The organism is Pseudoxanthomonas kalamensis DSM 18571, from assembly GCF_010211745.1.
GTDB classification, from domain to species: domain Bacteria; phylum Pseudomonadota; class Gammaproteobacteria; order Xanthomonadales; family Xanthomonadaceae; genus Pseudoxanthomonas_A; species Pseudoxanthomonas_A kalamensis.
The window spans coordinates 115,052-137,275 of sequence record NZ_PDWQ01000004.1; the positions used below are offsets into that span (position 1 = coordinate 115,052).

Annotated in this window: 20 protein-coding genes and 1 pseudogene; 2 read left to right on the top strand and 19 right to left on the bottom strand. The window is 64.2% G+C overall.

The window, feature by feature from the left end; genetic code table 11:
* Positions 1 to 19: 19 nt before the first annotated feature.
* Positions 20 to 1,145, bottom strand: a protein-coding gene (gene prfB, locus CSC70_RS09120) for a peptide chain release factor 2 (protein ID WP_162456368.1) whose coding sequence is annotated in 2 segments (ribosomal slippage) — positions 20 to 1,069 and positions 1,071 to 1,145 — 1,125 coding nt in all. Because the reading frame shifts where the segments join, the coding sequence is not laid out codon by codon here.
* A gap of 176 nt (positions 1,146 to 1,321) precedes the next feature.
* Between prfB and CSC70_RS09125 the strand changes: the two genes are divergently transcribed.
* A complete protein-coding gene (locus CSC70_RS09125; RefSeq protein ID WP_162456369.1) occupies positions 1,322 to 2,065 on the top strand; it encodes a M48 family metallopeptidase in 744 nt (247 codons plus the stop codon).
* 57 nt (positions 2,066 to 2,122) lie between these two features.
* Here the strand turns inward: CSC70_RS09125 and CSC70_RS09130 are convergent.
* The 11 genes and pseudogenes from CSC70_RS09130 to CSC70_RS09180 all read right to left on the bottom strand — a co-directional run.
* A pseudogene (locus CSC70_RS09130) lies at positions 2,123 to 3,151 on the bottom strand (single-stranded-DNA-specific exonuclease RecJ); the annotation flags it as partial.
* Between the two features lie 814 nt (positions 3,152 to 3,965).
* A complete protein-coding gene (locus CSC70_RS09135; RefSeq protein WP_130522582.1) occupies positions 3,966 to 4,724 on the bottom strand; it encodes an SseB family protein in 759 nt (252 codons plus the stop codon).
* 127 nt (positions 4,725 to 4,851) lie between these two features.
* Positions 4,852 to 5,253: a copper-binding protein gene (locus CSC70_RS09140; RefSeq protein WP_234852496.1), complete on the bottom strand. Its 402-nt coding sequence runs from the start codon at positions 5,251 to 5,253 to the stop codon at positions 4,852 to 4,854.
* Between the two features lie 79 nt (positions 5,254 to 5,332).
* On the bottom strand, positions 5,333 to 5,698 hold the full coding sequence (locus tag CSC70_RS09145) for a hypothetical protein (protein ID WP_130522583.1): 366 nt from the start codon (positions 5,696 to 5,698) through the stop codon (positions 5,333 to 5,335).
* Positions 5,699 to 5,765: 67 nt separating this feature from the next.
* On the bottom strand, positions 5,766 to 8,942 hold the full coding sequence (locus CSC70_RS09150; RefSeq protein ID WP_130522584.1) for an efflux RND transporter permease subunit: 3,177 nt from the start codon (positions 8,940 to 8,942) through the stop codon (positions 5,766 to 5,768).
* On the bottom strand, positions 8,939 to 10,486 hold the full coding sequence (locus CSC70_RS14700; RefSeq protein WP_130522585.1) for an efflux RND transporter periplasmic adaptor subunit: 1,548 nt from the start codon (positions 10,484 to 10,486) through the stop codon (positions 8,939 to 8,941). The genes CSC70_RS09150 and CSC70_RS14700 overlap by 4 nt, the downstream gene beginning before the upstream one ends.
* Positions 10,483 to 11,706, bottom strand: coding sequence for a TolC family protein (locus CSC70_RS09160; RefSeq protein WP_234852498.1), 1,224 nt, complete (start codon positions 11,704 to 11,706; stop codon positions 10,483 to 10,485). The genes CSC70_RS14700 and CSC70_RS09160 overlap by 4 nt, the downstream gene beginning before the upstream one ends.
* A gap of 144 nt (positions 11,707 to 11,850) precedes the next feature.
* The gene (locus tag CSC70_RS09165; RefSeq protein ID WP_130522587.1) at positions 11,851 to 12,237 is read right to left on the bottom strand and encodes a hypothetical protein; all 387 of its coding nucleotides are present in this window, start codon (positions 12,235 to 12,237) and stop codon (positions 11,851 to 11,853) included.
* Between the two features lie 93 nt (positions 12,238 to 12,330).
* Positions 12,331 to 12,621, bottom strand: a complete 291-nt coding sequence (locus tag CSC70_RS14705) for a GDCCVxC domain-containing (seleno)protein (protein WP_484573146.1) — start codon at positions 12,619 to 12,621, stop codon at positions 12,331 to 12,333.
* Entirely contained in the window at positions 12,536 to 12,820 is a 285-nt protein-coding gene (locus CSC70_RS09175) for a heavy-metal-associated domain-containing protein (RefSeq protein WP_130522589.1), read from the bottom strand. Before CSC70_RS09175 ends, CSC70_RS14705 begins: the two co-directional genes overlap by 86 nt.
* A gap of 10 nt (positions 12,821 to 12,830) precedes the next feature.
* Positions 12,831 to 13,187, bottom strand: coding sequence for a mercuric transporter MerT family protein (locus CSC70_RS09180; protein ID WP_130522590.1), 357 nt, complete (start codon positions 13,185 to 13,187; stop codon positions 12,831 to 12,833).
* A 41-nt stretch (positions 13,188 to 13,228) separates the two neighbouring features.
* Here CSC70_RS09180 and CSC70_RS09185 point away from each other — a divergent pair, with 41 nt between their 5' ends.
* Positions 13,229 to 13,675 carry a MerR family transcriptional regulator gene (locus tag CSC70_RS09185; protein ID WP_130522591.1) on the top strand — a complete coding sequence of 149 codons (447 nt, stop codon included), beginning with the start codon at positions 13,229 to 13,231 and terminating at the stop codon, positions 13,673 to 13,675.
* On the opposite strand, the gene CSC70_RS09190 is transcribed toward CSC70_RS09185, so the two are convergent.
* From CSC70_RS09190 to CSC70_RS09220, 7 genes are all read right to left on the bottom strand, one after another.
* Complete coding sequence (locus CSC70_RS09190) at positions 13,672 to 14,565, bottom strand: cation diffusion facilitator family transporter (RefSeq protein WP_130522592.1); 894 nt, start codon at positions 14,563 to 14,565, stop codon at positions 13,672 to 13,674. The two genes, CSC70_RS09185 and CSC70_RS09190, sit on opposite strands and share 4 nt — an antisense overlap.
* Positions 14,566 to 14,603: 38 nt before the next feature.
* Positions 14,604 to 15,851: a sodium:proton exchanger gene (locus CSC70_RS09195; RefSeq protein ID WP_162456371.1), complete on the bottom strand. Its 1,248-nt coding sequence runs from the start codon at positions 15,849 to 15,851 to the stop codon at positions 14,604 to 14,606.
* A gap of 22 nt (positions 15,852 to 15,873) precedes the next feature.
* The gene (locus tag CSC70_RS09200) at positions 15,874 to 16,194 is read right to left on the bottom strand and encodes a P-II family nitrogen regulator (protein ID WP_130522594.1); all 321 of its coding nucleotides are present in this window, start codon (positions 16,192 to 16,194) and stop codon (positions 15,874 to 15,876) included.
* Between the two features lie 73 nt (positions 16,195 to 16,267).
* Complete coding sequence (locus CSC70_RS09205) at positions 16,268 to 16,588, bottom strand: P-II family nitrogen regulator (protein WP_130522595.1); 321 nt, start codon at positions 16,586 to 16,588, stop codon at positions 16,268 to 16,270.
* Positions 16,585 to 19,713 (bottom strand): efflux RND transporter permease subunit, encoded by a 3,129-nt coding sequence (locus CSC70_RS09210; protein WP_162456372.1) that lies wholly within the window; start codon positions 19,711 to 19,713, stop codon positions 16,585 to 16,587. The genes CSC70_RS09205 and CSC70_RS09210 overlap by 4 nt, the downstream gene beginning before the upstream one ends.
* Before the next feature lie 40 nt (positions 19,714 to 19,753).
* Positions 19,754 to 20,881, bottom strand: coding sequence for an efflux RND transporter periplasmic adaptor subunit (locus tag CSC70_RS09215; RefSeq protein WP_162456373.1), 1,128 nt, complete (start codon positions 20,879 to 20,881; stop codon positions 19,754 to 19,756).
* Positions 20,882 to 20,910: 29 nt separating this feature from the next.
* Positions 20,911 to 22,191 carry a TolC family protein gene (locus CSC70_RS09220; RefSeq protein WP_130522598.1) on the bottom strand — a complete coding sequence of 427 codons (1,281 nt, stop codon included), beginning with the start codon at positions 22,189 to 22,191 and terminating at the stop codon, positions 20,911 to 20,913.
* Positions 22,192 to 22,224 lie beyond the last annotated feature (33 nt).

Here is a 22,224-nt window from a genome sequence, read left to right on the forward strand (position 1 = left end):
GATGGCTTGTGCAGGAGGATTATGCGTCGATGCGCTTGGCGCCGGCGTCCAGCCCGGCTTTCAGGCTGGCCTCGAGGAATTCGTCCAGGTCGCCGTCCAGCACCTTCTGGGTGTCGGTACGCTCGATTCCGGTGCGCAGATCCTTGATCCGGCTCTGGTCGAGCACGTAATTGCGGATCTGGCTACCCCAACCGATGTCGGACTTGGTGGCTTCCAGCGCGTTCTTCTCAACGTTGCGCTTCTGCACTTCCAGTTCGTACAGCTTGGCCTTCAGCATCTTCATCGCGCGGTCGCGGTTGGCATGCTGGCTGCGCTCGGTCTGGCAGGCCACTACCACCCCGCTGGGCATGTGGGTGATGCGCACCGCCGATTCGGTCTTGTTGACGTGCTGACCACCGGCACCGGAGGAACGGTAGACGTCGGTACGCAAATCCGCCGGGTTGATGTCGATGTCGATGCTGTCGTCCACTTCCGGCGAGACGAACACGCTGGTGAAGCTGGTATGGCGGCGGTTGTCCGAATCGAACGGCGATTTGCGCACCAGCCGGTGCACACCGATCTCGGTCTTCAGCCAGCCGTAGGCATACTCGCCCTCGACCCGGAACGTGGCCGACTTGATACCCGCCACTTCGCCGTCGCTGGCTTCCATCAGCTCGACCTTCCAGCCGCGCGATTCGGCCCAGCGCAGGTACATGCGCAGCAGCATCTCGGCCCAGTCCTGGGCCTCGGTGCCGCCGGCGCCGGCCTGGATGTCGACGAAGGCATTGGCGCTGTCCATCTCGCCGGAGAACATGCGCTGGAATTCCAGCTTCTCCACGCCCCTGGCGTAGCGCTCGACGTCGTCGACCACCGCCTGCGCGGTGTCCTCGTCGTCTTCCATTTCCGCCAGTTCCAGCAGTTCGCCGCCACCGGATAGGCCGTCGTCCAGCTCGCGGATTCCGTTGACCACCTTGTCCAGCATCGAACGCTCGCGGCCCAGCTTCTGCGCGTACTCGGGGTTGTCCCAGATGTCGGGATTTTCCAGCTCCCGGCTTACTTCTTCCAGACGCTCGCGCTTGGCATCGTAGTCAAAGATACCCCCGTAGCGAGGCCAACCGCTGCTGCAGGTCGGCGATGCGCTGGCGGACGGGATTCAGTTCGATCATGGCGGCGGGCAAACTCTGTCGAAATCGGCCTGCCATTCTAGCAGCCGACGTGGCCGGATCGCCCGCTTCGGAATCGACCTCGCAATCGGCTTCGCCAAGGCCGATGGTTATACTCCGCGCGCCGTGGCCGGCCGGTGCCGGCTGCCGATATCGCCCAATCGAAAGGAGTTGCACGCATGAGGATGTTGTCCGGAACCTGTCTGATCGCCGCCTGCCTGGCGGTTGCTTTTCCCGCCCAGGCCATCGATCTGAAGAAACTGGCCGAAACCGGGCTCAAGGCCGGCAAGGCGATGAGCCTGTCCGATGCCGACATCGCCGCCGGCGCCGAACAGGGCTGCGCCTACATGGATCAGGAAAACCAGCAGGCCGCCGCCAGCGACCCCTACAGCAAGCGCCTGGCCAAGCTGACCCAGGGGCTGGAAAACGAAGACGGCATGCAGCTGAACTTCAAGGTCTACAAGACCGACGAGGTCAACGCCTGGGCGATGGCCAACGGCTGCGTACGCGTCTACACCGGGCTGATGGACATGGCCAGCGACGACGAGGTCCGCAGCGTGATCGGCCACGAGATCGGCCATGTCAAGCTGGGCCACAGCAAGAGCAAGATGCGCACCGCGATGCTGGCCGCGCTGGGCCGCGAGACCCTGCAGTCCAGCGGCAGCTCGACCGTGGCCAGCCTGACTTCCGGCCAACTCGGCGACCTGGCCGAAGGCTTCGTCAACGCGCAGTTCTCGCAAAAAGAGGAAAGCGCCGCCGACGAGTACGGCTACCGTTTCATGGTCCGCCACCAGTACGACCCCAACGCCATGGTCAGCATGTTCCGCAAGCTCTCCAGCGACGGCGGCCTGATGTCCTCGCACCCCGGCTCCGAAGCCCGTGCCAGCAAGATCGAAACGCTGATCGAGAAGGACGCGCGCTGACAACCCGGTTGTTCTCCCTCCGCGGCGCATCGGCCGCCGGAGGGAGTTCGGCGCGGGTCATGCCGGCTCGCGATGCACGACCACCAGCTGGATGGCGCCGCCGCCGCGCCAGTCGTCCGGTTGCAGGCGGTAGGCCAGCCGGCTGCGCGGCGCCGGCCGTTCGCCATCCCAGCCGCCGAAATGGATGGCATTGAGCGGCTCGCGGCGCCCTTCGGAACGCAGGCTCAGCTTTAGGTGGCGCTCACCGACCACGCGCCAGTCCAGCACTTCGAACTCGCCGTCGAACAGCGGCTCGGGAAAGCCCTGCCCCCACGGCCCGCCATCGCGCAGTGCTTCGGCATGGAAGCGGTCGAATTCCTGCGGCCTGAGTTCGCCATCGCTGAGTATCTCGGCCTGCAGCAGGCCTTCATCCAGCATGGCTTCCGCCTGCGCGACGAACGCGGTCCGGAATGCCTCCAGATCGTCCAGTTGCAGGCTCAATCCGGCCGCCATCGCATGCCCACCGAACTTTCCGATCAGACCCGGATGCGCGGCGTCGACCGCCGCCAGCGCGTCACGGATGTGGAAGCCGGGAATGCTGCGGGCCGAGCCGCGCAAGCTATCCGCGCCCGGTTCGGCCGGGGCAAAGGCGACCGCCGGGCGATGCAGCCGTTCCTTCATCTTCGAGGCGACCAGGCCGACCACGCCGGGATGCCATTCCGGATCGAACAGGCATAGCGCCGGCGGTGGCGCATCGTCGGCAACGATCCGCGCCAGCGCCGCTTCGGCTTCGTCGGTCATCTGCTGCTGCACACCCTGACGCTCGGCGTTGATGCCGTGCAACAGCGCGGCGATTTCGCGGGCGCGAGCCGCGTCATCGCACAGCAGGCACTCGATCCCCAGCGCCATGTCCTCCAGCCGGCCAGCCGCGTTCAAGCGCGGCGCGATGGCAAAGCCGATGTCGGCGGCGCTCAGGCGTCCTTCCTCGCGCCCTGAAACCTCGATCAGCGCGCGCAGCCCGGGGCAGCCACGACCATTGCGCAAGCGGCGCAGGCCGGCGCCGACCAGAGCACGGTTGTTGGCGTCCAGCGGCACCATATCGGCTAGGGCGCGGCGCCCGTCTGGACACTTTTTCGGTAGCTGTCGAAATTTAGGCAACCTCGCCTGTGGATTCGAAACAGAGCCGAACACTTCAGATATTCCTTGGGTTGTGCACTTTTGGCCAGGGTCCATCGTGCGAGGAGATGCTAGCTAACAACTTGCACCAACCCTACCAGCCGTGTGACTCCGTCGGAAGCGGACACAAAACAGACTTCGGCGCAGCCCCCGAGGGGCTGCCGATATCCGCCTGAAAGGAGCAATAAACCCAAGGATATGCCTTTAATATCAATTAGTTACTTGATACTAGCTGCCATAGTTGCTGCCCTGATTACGTTCGCCAAGGCTCAGGTGTGAGATCAGACGCTGCGTGATACAGCGGCAGACGATAGGTCCCGAATAGCCGCCGAAGCCGGCCCCAGTCGCGCCCTAGGAAGAGCCAGCGGAAATCTTCGTCGAATTGAAACTCCGAACGGAATGGATAGGTCGGCCTGTCATTGTCCACTCCTTCCAGAAGATCGAACCCATCTAGCGCAAGCACGCTGATCGCAGGCGCATCCTTCCGCTTCCGCCTACCCTCAAAGCCACATAGCCGCTCGGTTACCCTGCCAAGGAGTTCGGCAGGCGCAGGACGCAGATCAATGATCTCCGTCGCAACTCCTCTTGCACCTGCCGCACGCGTAACTGCAGCGAGCACTGCTTTGGCGCACAAATCGTCTGGGCAAGCCAAAAACGCCGGTGTTCGGAAACTCGGAAACAACGCATGTACGAATTCCGAGGCAACCTGTTCGGCGAGAACTTCACCTTCGCGTAGCGAGGTCATTTACTGCAGCCCCTGCGGACCAAGACCTATCCGCTCGCCCATGGCGCGCACATAGAACGGTTCGAGGCTGGCATCCTTTAACCAACCCGGGAGATCACCAGGCTCAAAAGCAGTCAGGTCGACGGTGGTTCGAAGCGCTCGGCAGTGCGGCTGCAATTCCGTCGTAGTGGCACGGGCGACACGCTCGGCATCTTTCGCTGGCACAGAGACGGCAACCAACAGTCCTCGCTGTTCGGAGCCATAGGGCGCACCGATGCCAGCCAGATAAGCCGCCTCGACACAATCCAGACCCGCGTAGAGCGCAATCAACCGGTCGACTAACCAAGTAGGCCAATCGCTGGAAGCCCCTATCCAAAGCTGCTGACCGCCCGTGTCGATCCGCTCGACGATGGCCACCTCTCCATGATCGAGCAGCGCAGCGATTTCTTCGGGATACAGCGTACAACCTACCTCGTTTGGGTTGAGCATCAGTGTCGCACCCCGTGTCCATTCGAATAGTTGACGTCCGGTTAGCACCAAGACAGTCGCTGCAGACCCGGCCGCTGTTCTGGCCTGCGATTCTTCGGTGAAGAATGGCAACACGGTCAGACCTTCGGGCGTTGTGAACTGGATGAAGCGCAGACGTTCACCACGACGACCACTGCGTGGCGTGTGAGCGTAGACCGTTGCATCCAGCAGCGCACGGAAAAAGGCCGGTTCCGCCGACTTGTCGGCGAGTGCCTCATGCATCAGCCTGGCGAGTTCGTCTGCAGGAATCACGCGTGTTCGTTGGGCTCGGTTAGACTAAGGAATACTTAGTCTAACCGGATTGTATGCCTCCGCGCCCATGCCTGGAAGCAAGCCCACGCCTCGGGCGCGACCGTGCGCGCCCCTTTCCCGACGCGCACTACTTGCGCACTATTTTGGTGATGGTGCCATCCATACCGGTCGAGGTGAGCTCGAAGTTAACCTGATCGCCCTGCTTCAGGGCGGTCAGGTCCACCTCGGGCGCCTTGAAGGTCATGGTCATCGCCGGCCACTTCAGAGCATCGATTGGTCCATGAGCGATCGTGATCGTCTTCGCAGCGGTGTCGACCGCCTCGACCGTGCCGCTGGCCGACGCCATGGTAGCCGCCGATGCCATTTCCGGCATGGGCATCGATTCGTTGGAAGCTGATGCCGCCGTGGATGCTTTCGATTCTGCAGGCATTTCCGCATGATTCGTCGACGCGGGGGCATTCGCATCCCCCGAAGGCGACGAGCAGGCGGTCAGCAGTGCAAGGGTGAGTACGAGGGTGGGCATTTTCATGGGTTCTCCTTGGGCTAGATGATGAGTGCAAAAAAGGGACCACCTACGCAGCTGCCAGTGCCCAGGTGGTCATACTTCGTCAGCAAGGGCAATTGCGGTCGCCCTCTTGTGTAGCAGCGGTCCTATCCGTGGTGATGACGCGGTCGTAGCGCTTCGCGGCGCCATCCACCAGTTCAGCGGTCACACACGAGTCCTCGGTGACGGTGACGCGTGCGTGGCCGATGGTTTTGTATAGCGTGGCACCGCTGCTCTTGTAGGGGACGAAGCCGCGCTGGATCGCCAGCGACGTGCCGACATCCGGTGCCGGCGTGTGCTTGAAGCACACCTGGAGCTGATGATCGGCGATCTGGTGGACCGAGCCGACTGGGGCTCGCTCACGCGGCGCGGCCGCAGCAGCGATCGGGAGCAGCAGGCTGATGGCGAGCGATGTTAGATGCAGTTTCATGGGAACCTCCTGATAAGTCAGAGGGAGTGGCACGCCGGGCACCAAACGGGGCGCTCGCCGTGGCCGGTCATGTCGGCAACGCCGACGAAGAAAGTGAGCTGGGACGTGATTGGCGTGATCGCCGCAAGCGACGCCGCTGCAGCAACCGGTACGCGGCCGGAATCACGAGCATCGAGAGCAACGGCGCACTGAGCATGCCGCCGACCATCGGCGCAGCAATGCGCTGCATGACTTCCGAGCCGGCGCCGCTTCCGATCAGGATCGGGAACAGACCGGCCAGGATCACGGCTACGGTCATCGCCTTTGGTCGCACGCGTTGCACGGCGCCTTCGCGGATCGCGGCGTCGAGTTCCGCCTCGCCCGCGCTCGGATTCGCGGCGAGTTGGCGTTCCCACGCGTGGCGCAGGTACAGCAACATGATGATGCCGAACTCGGCGGCGACGCCGGCCAGGGCGATGAAGCCGATCAGCGTGGCGACCGATACGGCATGGCCCATGCCCCAGATCAGCCACAAGCCCCCGACCAATGCGAGTGGCAGGCTGAGCATGATGATCGCGGCCTCCGACACGCGTCGAAACACCAAGTAAATCAGGCCGAAGATGATTACCAACGTCGCGGGAACCACCACGCGCAGCCGCTCACTGGCACGTTTGAGGTACTCGTACTGGCCGGACCAACCCACGGCGTATCCGGCTGGCATCGGCACCTGCTTTGCGACCGCACGTTGCAGATCGGTCACCACCGAGCCGAGATCGCGTCCAGCCACATCCACGTAAACATAATTGCTGAGGCGAGCGTTATCGCTGCGCAACATCGGCGGGCCTTCGCTGAAGCTCAGCTCGGCGACCTGTCCCAACGTCAGCTGCACACCACTTGGCGCGAGCAAAGGCAACTGCGCGAGTGCGGCCGGCGAGTCGCGGATCGTGCGTGGATAGCGCACCACCACCGGGTAGCGTTCGCGGCCCTGGATGGTCTCCGCGACCGGTTCTCCACCCACCACCGTCGCAATCAACCGCTGCACATCGGCCTGGCTTAAGCCGTACCGGGCGGCCATATCGGGCCGCACCTTCACGTCGATGTAGCGACCACCCGCGATGCGTTCGGCCAGCGCCGAACTCACGCCGGGCACGGTGCGTGCAACCCGTTCGATGCGATCGCTCAACTGCGCCAGCACCGCAACGTCGGGCCCCGAGACCTTGATGCCGATCGGGCTCTTGATGCCGGTGGCCAGCATGTCGATGCGGTTGCGGATGGGCGGCACGAACAGGTTCGTCAGCCCCGGCACCTTGACTGCGCGGTCAAGTTCCTCGCGCAGCTTCTCGGGTGTCATCCCCGGCCGCCATTGGCTGCGCGGCTTGAAGGTGATCGTCGTCTCGAACATCTCCAGCGGTGCCGGGTCGGTGGCGGTCTCAGCCCGGCCCGCCTTGCCAAACACGTGGTCCACTTCGGGCACGGTCTTGAGCATGCGGTCAGTCTGTTGCAGCAACTGCGATGCCTTGCCAGCAGACAAGCCGGGCAATGCCGATGGCATGTATAGCAGCGTGCCTTCCTCCAGGGGCGGCATGAACTCACTGCCAAGACGTAAGAGCGGAATCAGGCTAACCAGCAGCACGACACCGGCCAGCGCCAATGTCAGTTTCGGGAAACGCAGCACTGCATCCAGCACCGGCCGATACAGCGCGATCAGGATGCGATTGAGCGGGTTGTCTTTCTCGGATCGGATATGGCCGCGGATCAGGTAGCCCATCAGTACCGGAATCAGGGTGATGGACAGGCCCGCCGCAGCGGCCATGGCATAAGTCTTGGTGTAGGCCAGCGGTGAGAACAACCGTCCTTCCTGCGCCTGCAAGGCGAACACCGGCACGAACGACAGCGTGATCACCAGCAGACTGACGAACAGCGCCGGACCGACCTCGCTGGCGGAAACCGCCATCAGCTCCCAGCGCTCGGCGCCCTCGGGTTCACGGTGGTGCTCGTCGCGGAAATGCTCGAGGTGCTTGTGCGCGTTCTCGATCATCACCACCGCGGCATCGACCATCGCGCCAATCGCGATCGCGATGCCACCGAGCGATAGCAGGTTCGCGGTGATGCCCTGCATGTGCATGACGATGAAGGCCGCGAGCACGCCCAAGGGCAAGGTGATCACCGCCACCAAGGAGGAGCGTACGTGCCACAGGAACAGCGCACACACCAGGGCGACGACAAGGAATTCCTCGCCGAGCTTGCGAGTGAGGTTGCGCACGGCTTCGAGGATCAATTCGGAGCGGTCATAGGTCGGCACGATTTCGACACCGGCCGGCAGGCTTCCCTTCAGGTCCTGCAGCTTGGCCTTGACGGCTTCGATCGCGGCCAAAGCGTTCTTGCCCGAACGCAGAATGATCACGCCGCCGGCGACTTCGCCTTCGCCATCGAGTTCGGTGATGCCGCGGCGCAAGGCCGGTCCGCGTTGCACCATCGCCACATCCTGCAGTAGCACCGGCACGCCGTCGTTGCCGGTCGTCACAGGGACGCGCTCGAAATCGGCGCGCGTACGCAGATAGCCTTCGCTGCGTACCATGAACTCGGCTTCGCCCTGCTCGATCACCGAGCCGCCAGTGGCGCCGTTGGCGGACTGAATGGCTTCGACGAGTTGGTTGATGGTGAGGCCGCGCGCCGCCAGCGCCTGCGGATTTGGCACGATTTGCCAGGCTTGGACCATGCCGCCGACGCTTGCGACTTCGGCCACGTCGGGCACGGTCTTGAGGTCGTAGCGCAGAAACCAGTCCTGTAAGGCGCGCAGCTGCCCCAGGTCGTGCTTGCCGGTGCGATCGACGAGCGCGTACTCATAGATCCAGCCAAGACCCGTGGCATCCGGCCCGATCGCCGGACTGACCTGCGCCGGCAAGCGATCACGTACCTGGCTCAGATACTCGAGCACGCGCGAGCGTGCCCAGTACAAGTCGGTCTTGTCGTCGAACAGCACGTAGACGAACGAGTCGCCGAAGAACGAGAAGCCACGCACCGCCTTGACGCCCGGCACCGACAGCATCGTTGTGGTCAAGGGATAGGTGACCTGGTCTTCGACGATGCGCGGCGTCTGCCCGGGCCATTCGGTGCGGATGATGACCTGCGTATCCGACAGGTCGGGCAAGGCATCGAGCGGCGTGTGCAATACCGACCAGATGCCGGCCGCTGCCAGCGCAATGGCAGCCACCAGCACAAATAGCCGGTTAGCGATAGAGGCGCGAATGATGCGGGCGATCATGGCTGCCGTCCCGCCGCAGGCACATCACGAATGGTGCAATCCGGGTTCGCCTCGGGCGCGAACTTGGGCACCAACTGCATGTCCATGTAGGGCGACTTGCCGGGTTTGTCGAAGTGCTTGTCCGGCACCATCGGGTCATACCAATAGGTCACTGGGCATTGCCGTGCCTTGGGTGACGCGGTGACCGCTGGTGTTGCAACGGCTGGGGGCGCCTTCTTCTTGGGCGGTACTACGGGTGGCGCCGGGCGCGCGGGCGCAGCCTGCGGCGGCATCGCCATGTCTGGCATACCGGGCATGACATCGCTCGGCATGTTCGCTTCTTCATCACCCGCACCGGCATTGAGGCGTTCGAGTGCGCCTGACAGGTTCGCTTCGGAATCGATCAGGAACTGCCCCGAGGCCACCACCTTCTCGCCACCTTTCAGCCCCGCGAGAATTTCAGTCATGCCGTCACCACTGCGACCGGTCTGCACGCGCACGGGATGGAACATGTCGTCGGCGCCGAGCACGATCACGCGAGCCTGCGCACCCGCTCCGATCAACGCGTCCGTCGGTACCAGCGGCCGTTCGATACTCGCAGTTGGCTGCAAGGTGATCTGCGCGAACATGCCCGGTGCCAGGAGACCGTCCGGGTTGTCCAGAACGATGCGGGCCCGTTGGGTGCGGCTACTCATGTCCACTTGCGGCAGCAAGGTTTCCACGCGGCCGTGGAAGGCCTCGCCTGGCAATGCGTCGACAGCCGCTTCCACCAACGTACCCGTCGCGATGCCCGCAGTGCCCGCTTGCGGAATCGACGCTTCGAGCCAGACCGTCCGGGTACCGTTGACGCGGAACAGCAGCGTGCCTATCGGCGCCGACTGCCCTTCGCGCACGCCGATTTCGCTGACGACGCCGGTCACGGGTGAGGTCAAGGTGAGTCGTCCGCGCTGCCCCGCACCACTGCCCGCGGGCAGACCCAACGCACGCAACCGTTCGTGGGCGGCGGATTGCAAACCTCGTGCGGCGGCGGAGCGAGCTCCACCTAACGCTCGCGCTTCGGCAATCGCAGTGTTCCAACTTGGCGCGATGATGCTGGCCAGGGGTTGCCCCGCGCGCACCGGCTCAAACGGGGCACGCACGTGCAAGCGCTCGACGATGGCGTCGACTCGCGCACTGACGATGCGTTCCTGACGCAGGTCCCAGCCAATGGTGCCCGGCACGCGGACGGCTGCCGTCAGTCGGCCAGGCTTGACCACCACCGTGCGGATGCCGAGGTTCTGGCGCACGCCCGGTGCAACGGCAACGCCGCCGGCCGTCGCCTCGTCGGCGTACTTCGGCACCAGTTGCATGTCCATGAAGGGCGACTTGCCAGGCTTGTCGAAGTGTTGGTCGGGCACCATCGGGTCGTACCAATAGAGCGCCTTGCGTTCGGCGGACTGCGGGCTCGAGGTGTCGGCGGCGGATGAACTCCCGTGAGTGCGCCCCCACCAGTAACCGAGGCCGACGGCGGCCACCAGCGCAAGGGAAACAGCAGCAGTGACCACGCTGCGACGAGTGGTATTCATGGCTGCATCTCCGAGGGCAACAGGAAGGCCAGCGCGGCCCAGGCACGTCCGAGTTCACCCAGGTGTTCGGCGTGCGCGAGGTGCACATCGAGTTCGTCACGTCTGGCGTTGAGCCACGGCTGCAGTTCGCCGCCGGCGCGATACGCGGCGAGCGTCGTCGCACTGCGGTCCTGCGCGAGCGGCAACAGGGAGTGCTCATGCAGGGCGACCTGGCGCTTCAGCCCTTCCCATCGAGCGAGATCCGCGCGAATGCGCGCCGCTTCCTGGCGACGCAGGTCTTCGCGGGTCGCCAACGCGGCCTGATAGTCCGCTTCCCGGGCTGCGATGCCACGATCCTGCCGGTTACGCGAGAACAGCGGCAAGCCGATGCCCACTTCGAACATGATCATGTCGCTGCGACCACCGGCACGCTGGCCATAGGACGCACCCACGCTCCAGTCCGGATGCTTGTCGGCGCGGGCGACATCGATCGCAGCTGCGGCGGTTTCGAGCTGAGCGGTGGCGGGAAGCAACGGCCCTACCCGATTCACCTCTGCCAGCAATCGGGCTTCGGATACAGGCAGCGAGTCAAAGTTCGGGGCTTGATCGGCAACCTCGACCGGCGCGTCGCCCAGCCAGCGCGCCAGCCCGGCTTGTGCCGCCAGCTTCTCGGCACGGGCGGCCTCGATGCGGTTGTCGAGTTCCAGCAGTGCGGCCTCGGTGGCGAGTGCGTCGCTCACCGGTTCGCCACCGCTCGCCACGCGTGCCTTCGACACCTTCGCCGCCAGCGCGGCTTGCTCACGCAGCTTCTGCAGCGCCGTCAATTGGCGCTGCGCGGCCCACACGGCGATCCAGGCTTCGGCCGTGGCGCGGCGCACGGCCAGCACTTCGGCGTCTGCTTGCGCCTGCGCTTCGTCGATCTGGCGCGCGGCGAAGGACTGACGCGCTGAACGCTTGGCCCGCGAGGGAATCTCTTGCCGCAGCCCGATCTTCTTCATGGTCATGTCGTCGGCGCGCGTATCGAAGGCATCGCTTCCGGTGACTGGCAGGTTGTCGATGCCGACCATCAGCATTGGATCAGGCAAGGCGCCGGCGCGGGCTGCTTCTTCTTGCGCGGCCAACACACCGGAGCGGCGGGCATCGAGCATCGGCGCACGCTCGCTGGCCAGACGGATGGCTTCCGGCAGCGTGAGCTTATGGGATGCGGCCAAAGCCGCAAATGGCGTCGCCAGCACGGCCACGCACAAGGTCCGGACCAACGCACACTTAAGTGCGGCCCAGGACCGACAACGATCAAAACGGGAGTTCATGACGCCTCCGAAACGGACATGGCCGCGCGCACGGCGCATCGGCGCCGGCGCGGATTCGCTACGTCGTTTCGGGGGCTAGATCAGAAGACTGCAGAAACGCAGCCGTGGGGGCGGATCGGATCGGGCGATCGGCACGTCAGCCTGGATGGTGACGTGGGATACAGGTTGCACGTAGACCGGCGCCAGGATGAGCGCCGGCAACGCAAGCGGTGGCACCGATAGCTTGGCGGTGTCGGTAGTAACTGTGTGATCAGGATTACAGTGCTTCTGACAAAGAAGCGGATTGTCCTTGTCGTGCTGCTGGGCCATGCCCATCTCGGCGCAAGGCTCCGCCATCGCCATGGTCTGGGCGGACATCTGCTCCATCGGGCACAGATACGCCGCCAGCGCCGCCTGCTGGAACAGCAGGCAGACGATCACCAGGACGGCGATCTGTAGGCGGTGGCGGGCGCGCCGGGTCATGGGCGGGATGGTACTCCTCTGGCGGCGAGCAAGCCGAATAGTCCATAGACGCGGTTTAGCGCGGCGAGTTCCCAACATCCGGTGGCCAACCGACTACCCACAGCACGGCCTTTGCTGCTGGATGGGCGGACACGGCACCGTGCCGTAGGAGCAGAAAACACAGCAGTCGCCCGGTTCGGGCTTCAGCAGCTCGCCACAGGCCGTGCACTCGTAGAAGAACTGGCACGCCGTCGTCGGCATGGTCTCGACGGCCTGGTGACCGCATTGCGGACACGTCAGCGTGCTCTGCAACTGCAACTCAGCCACCGTTGGCCCTCGCCTTGGCCGGGAAGCCTGCCTCGGAGATCGCACGCGCGATAGCTGGCACGTTGGTGCGATCGGCATCGAAGTCCACGGTGACAGTAGCCGCCTTGGTGTCGACTTGTGCCTTGGAAACGCCGGGCACCTTGTCCAGGGCCTTTTCGATCGTGATGCTGCACGCCGGGCAGGTCATGTTTTCAACATCGAGGACGGCCTTCTTCGGCGTCGCGGCCCACGCCATGCCCGTCCACAAGATCATCAACCCAACAATCCACTGGCGCATCGTTCGTCTCCTACATGAACCAAGCTACGTAATACGGGAAGAGCAGCAGCAGCGCGATCACGACGGTTGCCATCCAGAGCCAACGCCGGCGGCGGCGCAGCCCGCCTGGATCAATGCAAGCTCCGTCCGTTCGACAGCGGGAGGCAGGACCGTACAGACTCCAAAATGCCCAGCCAAGGCACGCCAACGTGGCCACGCTGAACCAAGGTCGCCAGGCATCCAGCGCGGTGAGGTTGGCAATCCACGCGCCGCTGACGCCCAGCAGCACCAGAACCAGCGGCACCACACAGCACACGGACGCCGCGATGGCGGCAAAACTCGCCGCAACGATGGCTGGCAGGGAGGATTTGGCGGGGAGGTTGGCCATGAGCGCATACTACGGTCTGTACCTGGGTACGGAGTCAAGCCATGGCCGAGAGCGCCCTCACCATCAGCAAACTGGCGGCATCGGCCGGCGTGCATGTCGAAACCGTGCGCTACTACCAGCGCCGCCGGCTGTTGCCGGAACCCCAACGGCCCTTGGGCGGCTTCCGCCACTACGGACCAGCCGATGTCACCCGTCTTCAATTCATCCGGCGAGCCCAAGCGATGGGATTTACCCTGGATGAAATTGCCGGCCTGCTGGAACTCAAGGGCAAGCGGGCCTGTGAGCAAACGCGTCGACTGACCGAACTCAAACTGGTCGATGTTCGCGAACGACTCGATGCGTTACATCGGCTGGAAGTCGATCTTATGAACCTCATCGCTGAATGCAGTCAGGCGCCTGGCGGCGAGTCGTGTCCGACCCTGGACCGTCTAGAGCATGCGACGGAGCACTCGGACAAGCGCGGTCGATGCGCCGCGATAGCCGATTAGGCATGACCATGTGCATCGTCACATGGCGTCATTTCGACTTGCAGCGTCGCGTGGTGAATGCTGAACCGCTCCTCCAGTGCAGCGGCCAGTGAGCGCCGGACTTGTTCTCCATCGCCCCCATCGCGCAACACGATATGCGCCGTCAGCACCGGCTCCTTGGAGCCCAAGGCCCAGGCATGCAGGTCATGAACCGCGATGACGTTGGGGTGCGACAGCATCATGGTGCGGACCTCGTCCAACTCCAGGCCATGCGGCACGCCTTGCATCAGCACCTGACCAGCTTCCCGCAACAATGTCCACGTACGCGGCAGCACCCAAAGTCCGATGAGGACTGCGATGATGGGGTCGGCCACCGTCCATCCGGTGAACTTGATCACCAACGCGCCGACGATGACACCGACGGAACCCAGCATGTCGCTCCAGACTTCCAGATAGGCGCCCTTGACGTTGAGGCTGGTGCCGCTGCCCGCCTTGAGTAGGCGCATCGAGATCAGATTGATGACCAGGCCAATCGCAGCGATCACCAGCATGCCGCTCGAGGCGACTTCCGGCGGATCGCGAAAGCGGCCGACGGCCTCCCACAGGATGTAGCCGGCGACCAGGAACAGCAGGCCACCATTGATCATCGCGCCTATGGCTTCCATCCGCGCATAGCCATACGTGCGCTTGGCGTCGGGTGGTCGTCGGCTCAAACGCACAGCGAACAACGAGATTGCCAGCGCAATGACATCTGTGCCCATGTGAGCGGCATCGGACAGCAATGCCAGGCTATTGGTAATCAATCCACCGATGACCTCCGCAATCAGGAACGCGGTAGTTAAGCCAAAGGCCCACCACAATGGCTGTTCGTGCTTTATCTCGCCGGTGCCGTGATCGTGTCCTGCGCCCATAAGAAGTCTCCCGTAATCGAATCGATGGTTCGAACGCGTTATTCGGTCTGCGGACTCGTTCCGAGCATTGCCCGCATCAGTGCGGGCAATCGCCGGATGTGGCGAACAAGCAGTGCTACCGCCAGCGCGAGATACACCCAGGCCAAGGCCGTCAGCACGGCGATCTCGCGCTCGGGCGTGGCCTGGTAGAAGAAGGCCAGCCCGAGTTGCGTCACGAACAGACTCGCCAAGGCCAATGCCCCCCAGAGGCTAAGCCGCAGCGGCAACAGCAGCGCCAGCGCGAACACGGATTGCGCCGCCGTCAGGAAGAACTCCTCGTGCTGGCGCGCATCCAGCGGAAGCGACATCACTCGCCCAGCGCCGATGCTCATCGCGATCGGCAACATGCCGACCAACAGCGTCCACTGGTTGATCTTGTCACTGATCATGGTGGTGAGGCCGGCACGGGCGCGGCCATCAAGGGCGAACAGGATGGCGATGGTGACCGCTGGCGCTTCGCTGGCCAGCGGTGCCAGCCACTGGACTACAAGGAACTCGTCGATGCCTAGACGACGACCTGAAGCCACCAGCGATTCGGCGAAGGGTTCGGCCGCCAGCAGGATGACACCGGCCGCCACCACACTCATCGCCGCCATCACCGTCCAGCGCTTGGCGGGCGTCAACTGCGCGATCACCGCGCCTGGGCCCGGTTCTTCGTCTTCCTCTTCCTCTTCGTTCTCCGCGCGCGAGGTGCGCCACAGGTACAGGCAGAACAAGACGCCCAGCACGAGAAAGTCGATTATGCCAATGCTGTTCTTCAGCAAGATGATGAAGGCATACGCGCTGGCTAGGGCGAGGAAAACGATCTCGACCGAGTTTTCGTACTGCAGCACGATTCCTCGCTGTCGCGAACGCCACCAATGCAGGCCCACCAGCAGCGGCCAGGCCAGGCCGATCAGCAGACGATTGGCGCCTGTCATGTTCGCTGCGGCGTAGGCGACGTAACCCGAGGCCGGATCCTGCCCGGCGCGATAGGCGTAGTAGAAGTCGACCGCGTATTCGGGCAGCACTGTAATCAACGCAACCACCGCCAGCACGAAACCGGTGGCGATGTATTTTTCCGCCGCTTCGGCACCCCATGACAACAGGAAGCCCGCTGCCAGGATCGCAAGACCAAACAGCACCGCATCACCCAGCGCACCCGCGCTACCGCTGGTGATGCGCAGATACGTGGCGGGCAGGACGGCCGCTACTGCGGCGCTCACGGGAACGACGAATTCGCGAATGCCGTTATGGAGGCGAGTCATGCGCGGCTTCTCCTTCGATGAGTCATTCGGCTGGGCTCGACGGGCCGATTGCCTCGTGCCGCTCCACCGGCACGACGAACACGGCCCCTACCGGCAGGTCGCCGATGCGGCCTACCTCATGGATCAGGGCCACAATCTGTTCGGTCCGCGCATCTTCGCAATAGGCTTCCAACCGCACGTCGGATTCACCCTCTGGCGCCAGATCGGCACGGACGATGGCTTCGTTCGGATGCACGACGCCGTGCACCCGGGACAGCGAGAGGTGGTAGAGGCCCGCACGCTCGATTACCCGCACGATGCGATCAGCCAGCGATGGACGGACAAAGGCGACAATCATCTTCATGGTGGGCACTCCCGATGTTGAAGGACGCGACAGGCCGGGCCCGCCGCACCCAGTCACGGCACCGCTTCGGCCATCAACGGACGTCGTTGATGGGAATCGACTGATCGATGGTGCTCACGTATATCCAGCCGGCTTCCGCTCGACCCGTCCGCCCGATCTGGCGAAAAATCTCCACCGCACGCCCTACGTCGCTGTCCTCGCAGAACAGTTCCATCTGCACTTCGTTGATCACTTGATCACCGAACTCGACCGAATACTCCTGCTCGCGCGCACTGAGTGCGCGCAGCAGGCCTTTCACGTCGAACAGGCTGAGGCGCTGGAAGCCGGCGGCTTCCAGCGCGTGGATCAAGTCTGAGACACGATTGCGGTGCACAAATGCCTTGATCTGTTTCATGACGCAGTCTCCTGAGAATTGTGCTCGGCCGCCTTGCGGTCGGAGCGGTTTTCAAGCCATTCGTACAGAACCGGAAGCAGGATCAACGTGAGCAGCGTTGAACTGATCAGACCGCCAACGACCACCGTCGCCAACGGACGTTGCGTTTCCGCGCCGACACCGCTGGACAGCAGCATCGGCACCAGACCGAGGATCGCCACGCTCGCGGTCATCAGCACCGGTCGCAGACGCAGAGCCGTGCCCTGCACCACCGCTTCGCGCACCGACAGGCCTTTCTCACGCAGCTCGTTGAGGAAGCTCACCAGCACGATGCCGTTGAGCATCGCCACGCCGAATACCGCGATGAAGCCGATCGCTGAGGGCACCGACAGGTACTGGCCGGTGACAAACAAGGCCAACAATCCGCCAATGGTGGCGAACGGCACGTTGGCCAGAATCAGCGCCGCGTACTTGACCGAGTTGAAGGCGGTATAGAGCAACACGAAGATGAAAAAGATCGTGACTGGCACGATCAGCGCCAACTTGGCCAGCGCACGCTGCTGGTTCTCGAACGCCCCACCCCACTCGATCCAGTAGCCCGGCGGCAGCTTCACCTGCTGCTTAATCGCCGTCTCAGCGTCCTGGACGAAGCTATCGACGTCGCGGCCTCGGACGTCCATCTGGATCACCGCATAGCGTTGCAGTTGCTCGCGACGGACGAACGAGTAACCTTCGGCCACGTTGATGTCGGCTACCTCCGACAGCGGCACCAAGGCGCCGGTTGCCGTGCGGAGCGGGATGCGACGCAATGACTCGACCGAATCGCGTGTCGCGTCATCCAGCCGCACTGCGATATCGAAGCGTTTCACGCCATCGAGCAGTACGCTCACCGGTTCGCCGCCCAGGCCATTGCGGACGATGGTGAGCACCTCCTCAGCGTTCATGCCATGGCGGGCCAGTTCGTCGCGCTTGACCGCGATGCGAATCTGCGGCTTGCCGATGTTGGCTTCCAAAGCAAGGTCGGCCACGCCCGGCACCTTGTCCAGCACGCGCTTGATGCGGCCGCTCAGCTTGTCGAGTTCGCCCAGGTCTTCACCGTAAAGCTTCAGCGCCAAGGTGGCGCGCACGCCGGAGATCAGTTCCTCCACGCGCATCTGGATCGGTTGGGTGTAGCCGGGCACCACGTTCGGCACGACCTTCTCCAGCGTCTCTTGCATCGCCGCTTCGAGCTGCTTGATGTCGCGGCCCGACTTCCACTCTTCCTCGGGTTTGAGCGCGGTGTAGATCTCCATGTAATTGACGTCGGCGGTCTCGCCCTTCTCGGCACGGCCGATCATCGCCAGCGTGGTCTCGACCTCCGGGAATTGCTTGAAGGCCGCGGCGATGGTGTTGCTGGTCTTGATCGATTCGTTGAGCGAGGTCGACGGGATGCCCGTCACGCGCCACATGATCGAGCCTTCCTGCAGTTGCGGCATGAACTCCTTACCCAGGAAAGGGAACAGCGCCAGGCTCGCGACCAAGGCGACAAGCGCGCTGATCACGACCACTTTCTTGCGGCCCAGCGCCTTCGCCAACAGCGGCTGATAACCACGCTTGATCCTGGCCACCAACCACGTATCGCGCTCGGGCTTGGGCTTGAGAATCATCGACGCCAAGACCGGGATCAGCGTCAGGCTCAGGATCAGCGAACCGGCCATCGCGAAGGCGATGTTGAATGCCATCGGCTTGAACATCTTGCCTTCGAGGCCTTCCAGCGCGAACAGCGGCAGGAACACCACGATGATGATGCCGATCGCGAACGTGATTGGATTGGCCACTTCCTTAGCCGCGGCCAACACCGCAGAAGTCTTGTCGACCTTCTCTCCGTGTTCCAACCGCTCCGCCATGATCCGGAAGGCGTTCTCCACCATTACCACCGCGCCGTCGACCATCATGCCGATGCCGATCGCCAGGCCCGCGAGCGACATCAGATTGGCGGACAAGCCGACCTGCCCCATGCCGATGAAGGCAATCAGCATGGCCAGCGGCAGTGTGACGATCACGACCAGCGCTGAGCGGACCTCGCCCAGGAACAGGAACAGGATTACCGCGACCAGCAGCGAGCCTTCCACCAGCGCCCGCACCGCGGTTTCGACCGCCTTGTTGACGAGGTCAGTGCGCTCGTACATCGGCTTGAGCACCATGGTCTTCGGCAGTGCATCGCGCACCACGTCAAGCTTGCCCTTGACCGCCTCGACCACGTCCTTGGCGTTCTCGCCGATGCGGGCCAGCGCCTGGCCCATCACGACTTCCTGGCCGTCGCGGGTCACCGCACCGACGCGCGGCGCGGGGGCTTCGACCACGGTTGCCACGTCACGCAGATACACCGGCACACCGTCCTCCGACTTGAGCACGATCGCGCCGATGTCCTCGGTCGACTTCAGCAAACCCAGACCGCGCACCAGGAACTGCTCGCGGCCCACGTCCATCACGTTACCGCCGACCTGGCCGTTGTTGGCGGGGAGCGCGTTGATGACATCGCCGAAGCCCAGCCCGCGGGCGTAGAGGCGTTGCGGATCGATCTGCACCTGGTACTGGCGTTCGCCACCGCCCCAGGAACTAACGTCGTCCACGCCCGGTGCCGTGCGCAGGATCAGCCGCACGGTCCATTCCTGCCATGTGCGCAGGTCCATATCGGTGACCTGGTCCTTACTGACGCCGGGCGCGCGTTCGACGGTGTACCAGTACACCTGCCCCAGGCCCGACGTGTTCGGGCCCATGCTCGGCTTGCCATAGCCTTCAGGCAGACGATCGCCGATTTCCTGCAGGCGTTCGTTGACCAGTTGTCGCGCGAAGTAGATGTCCATGTCGTCCTTGAAATAGACCGACACGTACGACAACCCGAACAGGCTGACCGAGCGGATTTCCTGCACCTTCGGCAGGCCGGCCAACGCAGACTCCACCGGCGTGGTGAGCAACTGCTCGACGTCCTCGGCGGCCAGGCCCGGGGACTCGGTGTAGATGTTGACCTGGACCGGCGTCACGTCGGGGAAGGCATCGATCGGCACGTTGCGAACGGCGCTGATGCCGAGGAAGGCGACGACCGCGAACACGATCAGGACCAGGAACTTGTAGCGCAGGGAGAGTTCGACCAGGCGATTCAGCATGGCGCACCTCCCGCAAAGGCGGGATTGGCGTCAGAGATCATCACTCTTCTCCTAACTGCGACTTGAGCATCTGCGCTTTGACGGCAAAGGCGCCTTCGACCACGACGGCGTCGCCGGGCTTGAGGCCTTCGCGGATGACGGTCCGATCGCCGATCGCTTCACCGGTACGCACCGGCGTCGGTTCCAACGCACCGGTCGCGTTGCGACGGAACACGACCGTGTCGCCTTCCAACTGCACCACCGCGTCGGTTGGCACCGACACCATAGTCACGGCGGCGTTGCCATCCTTGGCGACGTCGCTGGCCTCGAAGAACACATCGACGTAATCGCCGCTGTGCAGGCGGTCGTCCCGGTTCGGAACCTCGATCCGCACCACCGCATTGCGGGTCGTGTCCGACGTGCGATGCGCGGGATGCTGAACGGTACCCTTCAGGCGCTCGCCGTTGAACACCACCGTCGCTTCCGTGCCGGGTGTGATGCGCGGAACGATCCCCGATGGCAGCTTGGCGTCGACCCAAACCACCGATTCATCGACCAGGCGGAACAGCGTCTTGCCCGGTTCAATTTTCTCGCCGACGACCACGGCATCCTCGGTGATTCGCCCGGCATGCGGCGCGGTCAAGGTGAACTGGCCGTTGCTGCGCCCGGCCGCCGTGCCCGGCAAGCCATACGCCTGTGCCGTTGCGCGAGCGCGATCGAGCGCGACCTGTGCCTCGTTGATGCGGCGCCCGGACACGGCCTCACGACCGAGTGCAGAGACGCGGCGCCATTCCTGTTCGGCGATGCGCAACTCTGCCTGGGCATTGGCGACTTCGACGCTGGACAGCGTCACCAGCGGTGCGCCGGCGCGCACTTCGTCGCCGAGCTTGGCATGGCGACGCACGACCAGGGCTTCGACACTGGGCGTGATCAGCGCCGTGCCGTAGGCATTGTCGAGCACTTCACCGGGCGCACGCAGCTGTTCGCTCATCGAAGCGGGCTGCAACGCCTGCACGACGATGCCGGCAGCTTTCATCGCTGCGGCATCGAGCTTGACGGGCGCGATGCCGGCTTCGCTTTCGGTGGGCGCTTCAGCGCCTTCGGCTTCGGTCGGGGCCGACTCGGTCGAGGGGGACCTCGAACATGCGGCCATGGCAAGCAGTAACGCCGCGGCCAGCAACGGCGACATCAGACGGAACGGGGTCATCGAAAGTTCTCTCATGGGGTGCCCTCCAGGCCGGCCCAGCGTTCAAGCTGTCCGGTGGCGGCGAGGTAATCGGCGTAGCTGCGCCACAGGCGCGCTTCGAGTTCGGCGCCGGCGAGTTGCGTGTCGAGGGTCTGCTTGAGTTGCAGCAGGTAGTCAGCGGTGGACAGCTCGCCCTCGCGCCACAAGCGCTCAAGGAGAGTGGCGCGACGCTCCACATCCGTGCCGCGGCTCGCCTGCCAGCGCGACCAGGCCGATTGCGCTGCGGCGTAGCTGTCGATCGCACGGCGACGATCGGCATCGAGTTCGACGCGCACGCGCTCGGCCTCGGCGATCGCGACATCGGCATCGGCCTGAGCTGCCACTACCTCGGCGCGATAGGAATTGCGCACGAACAGCGGAATGCTGAGCGACACGCCGACCACGTTGTCCTGCACATTGCCGTAGTCGATGCGTCCGCCGCGCACGCCCACGGTGGGATCGGCCACCCGATTGCGGCGGGCAACGGTCACTTCGCGTTCGGCAGCCAGCGCAGCGGCTTGTGCGGCTTGCCAGTCGGGCAACTGTTCGATGCCGGTATGGGAGGGCATCGGCGGCGGCAATGCGTCGCTGGGCAGCGTCAGGCTCGCCAGGAGTTCCGGCGAGCCGCCGACCGCGCGGAAACGCGCTTCGGCCTCCGCCTGTTCGGCGACGAGTTGCGACTGCTGGGCTTGCGCTTCATCGCGGGCCAGCAGTGCCAAATCGCGCTCCAACCCGGAAATGTCGGCTGCAGCAAACTGCTTTTGTGCCAACTCGCCAAAGCGCGTGACCAACGCCAATCGACGTTCACCGGTGCGCACACGTTGCTGCGCCGTCTGTAGCTCAGCCCAACTGGCGAACCACTGCTTGGCGAAATCGCGGCGACGCAGCTTGGCTTCAGCGGTGGCTAGATCGACCCGCGCGGAGGCCGCGTCGCGACGCGCGCGACGCTTGCCGCTCAGATCGAGCGTGAGGTTGAGGCCAGCGGTTGTGGTGCGATCCGGGCCTTCATCGTCGCCGGCCAACTCGACTTCGGGGTTGTAGAGCGGTCGTCCGGCCGCATCGTACCGGGCACGGGCTGCGGCCAGTTGCGCTTCGGTGGCGCGATAACTCGGATGGTGTTGCCAGGCGGCCTGCAGCGCCTCGCGAAGTGCGACTGGGGCCTGTGTATCGGGGGTTTGGGCGGCCATGGCCAAGCCCGACAGCAAACTCGCTGCCAGAACCAGGACGGCCAGCCGCGCGACGCGACGTCGTCGCGGCGAACGAACAAGGTGCATTGGAAGATCCTCTGAGTCGACGGTGTCCTCTGG

Excerpts from the sequence above, each read along its gene's own strand:
- CSC70_RS09150 (WP_130522584.1), bottom strand. The coding sequence starts at position 8,942 with ATGATCGCCCGCATCATTCGCGCCTCTATCGCTAACCGGCTATTTGTG.
- CSC70_RS09195 (WP_162456371.1), bottom strand. The coding sequence starts at position 15,851 with ATGACTCGCCTCCATAACGGCATTCGCGAATTCGTCGTTCCCGTGAGC.
- CSC70_RS09125 (WP_162456369.1), top strand. The coding sequence starts at position 1,322 with ATGAGGATGTTGTCCGGAACCTGTCTGATCGCCGCCTGCCTGGCGGTT.
- CSC70_RS09215 (WP_162456373.1), bottom strand. The coding sequence starts at position 20,881 with ATGTCGCCGTTGCTGGCCGCGGCGTTACTGCTTGCCATGGCCGCATGT.
- CSC70_RS09205 (WP_130522595.1), bottom strand. The coding sequence starts at position 16,588 with ATGAAACAGATCAAGGCATTTGTGCACCGCAATCGTGTCTCAGACTTG.
- CSC70_RS09175 (WP_130522589.1), bottom strand. The coding sequence starts at position 12,820 with ATGCGCCAGTGGATTGTTGGGTTGATGATCTTGTGGACGGGCATGGCG.
- CSC70_RS09210 (WP_162456372.1), bottom strand. The coding sequence starts at position 19,713 with ATGCTGAATCGCCTGGTCGAACTCTCCCTGCGCTACAAGTTCCTGGTC.
- CSC70_RS14705 (WP_484573146.1), bottom strand. The coding sequence starts at position 12,621 with ATGCCGATCGCACCAACGTGCCAGCTATCGCGCGTGCGATCTCCGAGG.
- CSC70_RS09165 (WP_130522587.1), bottom strand. The coding sequence starts at position 12,237 with ATGACCCGGCGCGCCCGCCACCGCCTACAGATCGCCGTCCTGGTGATC.
- CSC70_RS09140 (WP_234852496.1), bottom strand. The coding sequence starts at position 5,253 with ATGAAAATGCCCACCCTCGTACTCACCCTTGCACTGCTGACCGCCTGC.
- CSC70_RS09180 (WP_130522590.1), bottom strand. The coding sequence starts at position 13,187 with ATGGCCAACCTCCCCGCCAAATCCTCCCTGCCAGCCATCGTTGCGGCG.
- CSC70_RS14700 (WP_130522585.1), bottom strand. The coding sequence starts at position 10,486 with ATGAATACCACTCGTCGCAGCGTGGTCACTGCTGCTGTTTCCCTTGCG.
- CSC70_RS09145 (WP_130522583.1), bottom strand. The coding sequence starts at position 5,698 with ATGAAACTGCATCTAACATCGCTCGCCATCAGCCTGCTGCTCCCGATC.
- CSC70_RS09220 (WP_130522598.1), bottom strand. The coding sequence starts at position 22,191 with ATGCACCTTGTTCGTTCGCCGCGACGACGTCGCGTCGCGCGGCTGGCC.
- CSC70_RS09190 (WP_130522592.1), bottom strand. The coding sequence starts at position 14,565 with ATGGGCGCAGGACACGATCACGGCACCGGCGAGATAAAGCACGAACAG.
- CSC70_RS09185 (WP_130522591.1), top strand. The coding sequence starts at position 13,229 with ATGGCCGAGAGCGCCCTCACCATCAGCAAACTGGCGGCATCGGCCGGC.
- CSC70_RS09200 (WP_130522594.1), bottom strand. The coding sequence starts at position 16,194 with ATGAAGATGATTGTCGCCTTTGTCCGTCCATCGCTGGCTGATCGCATC.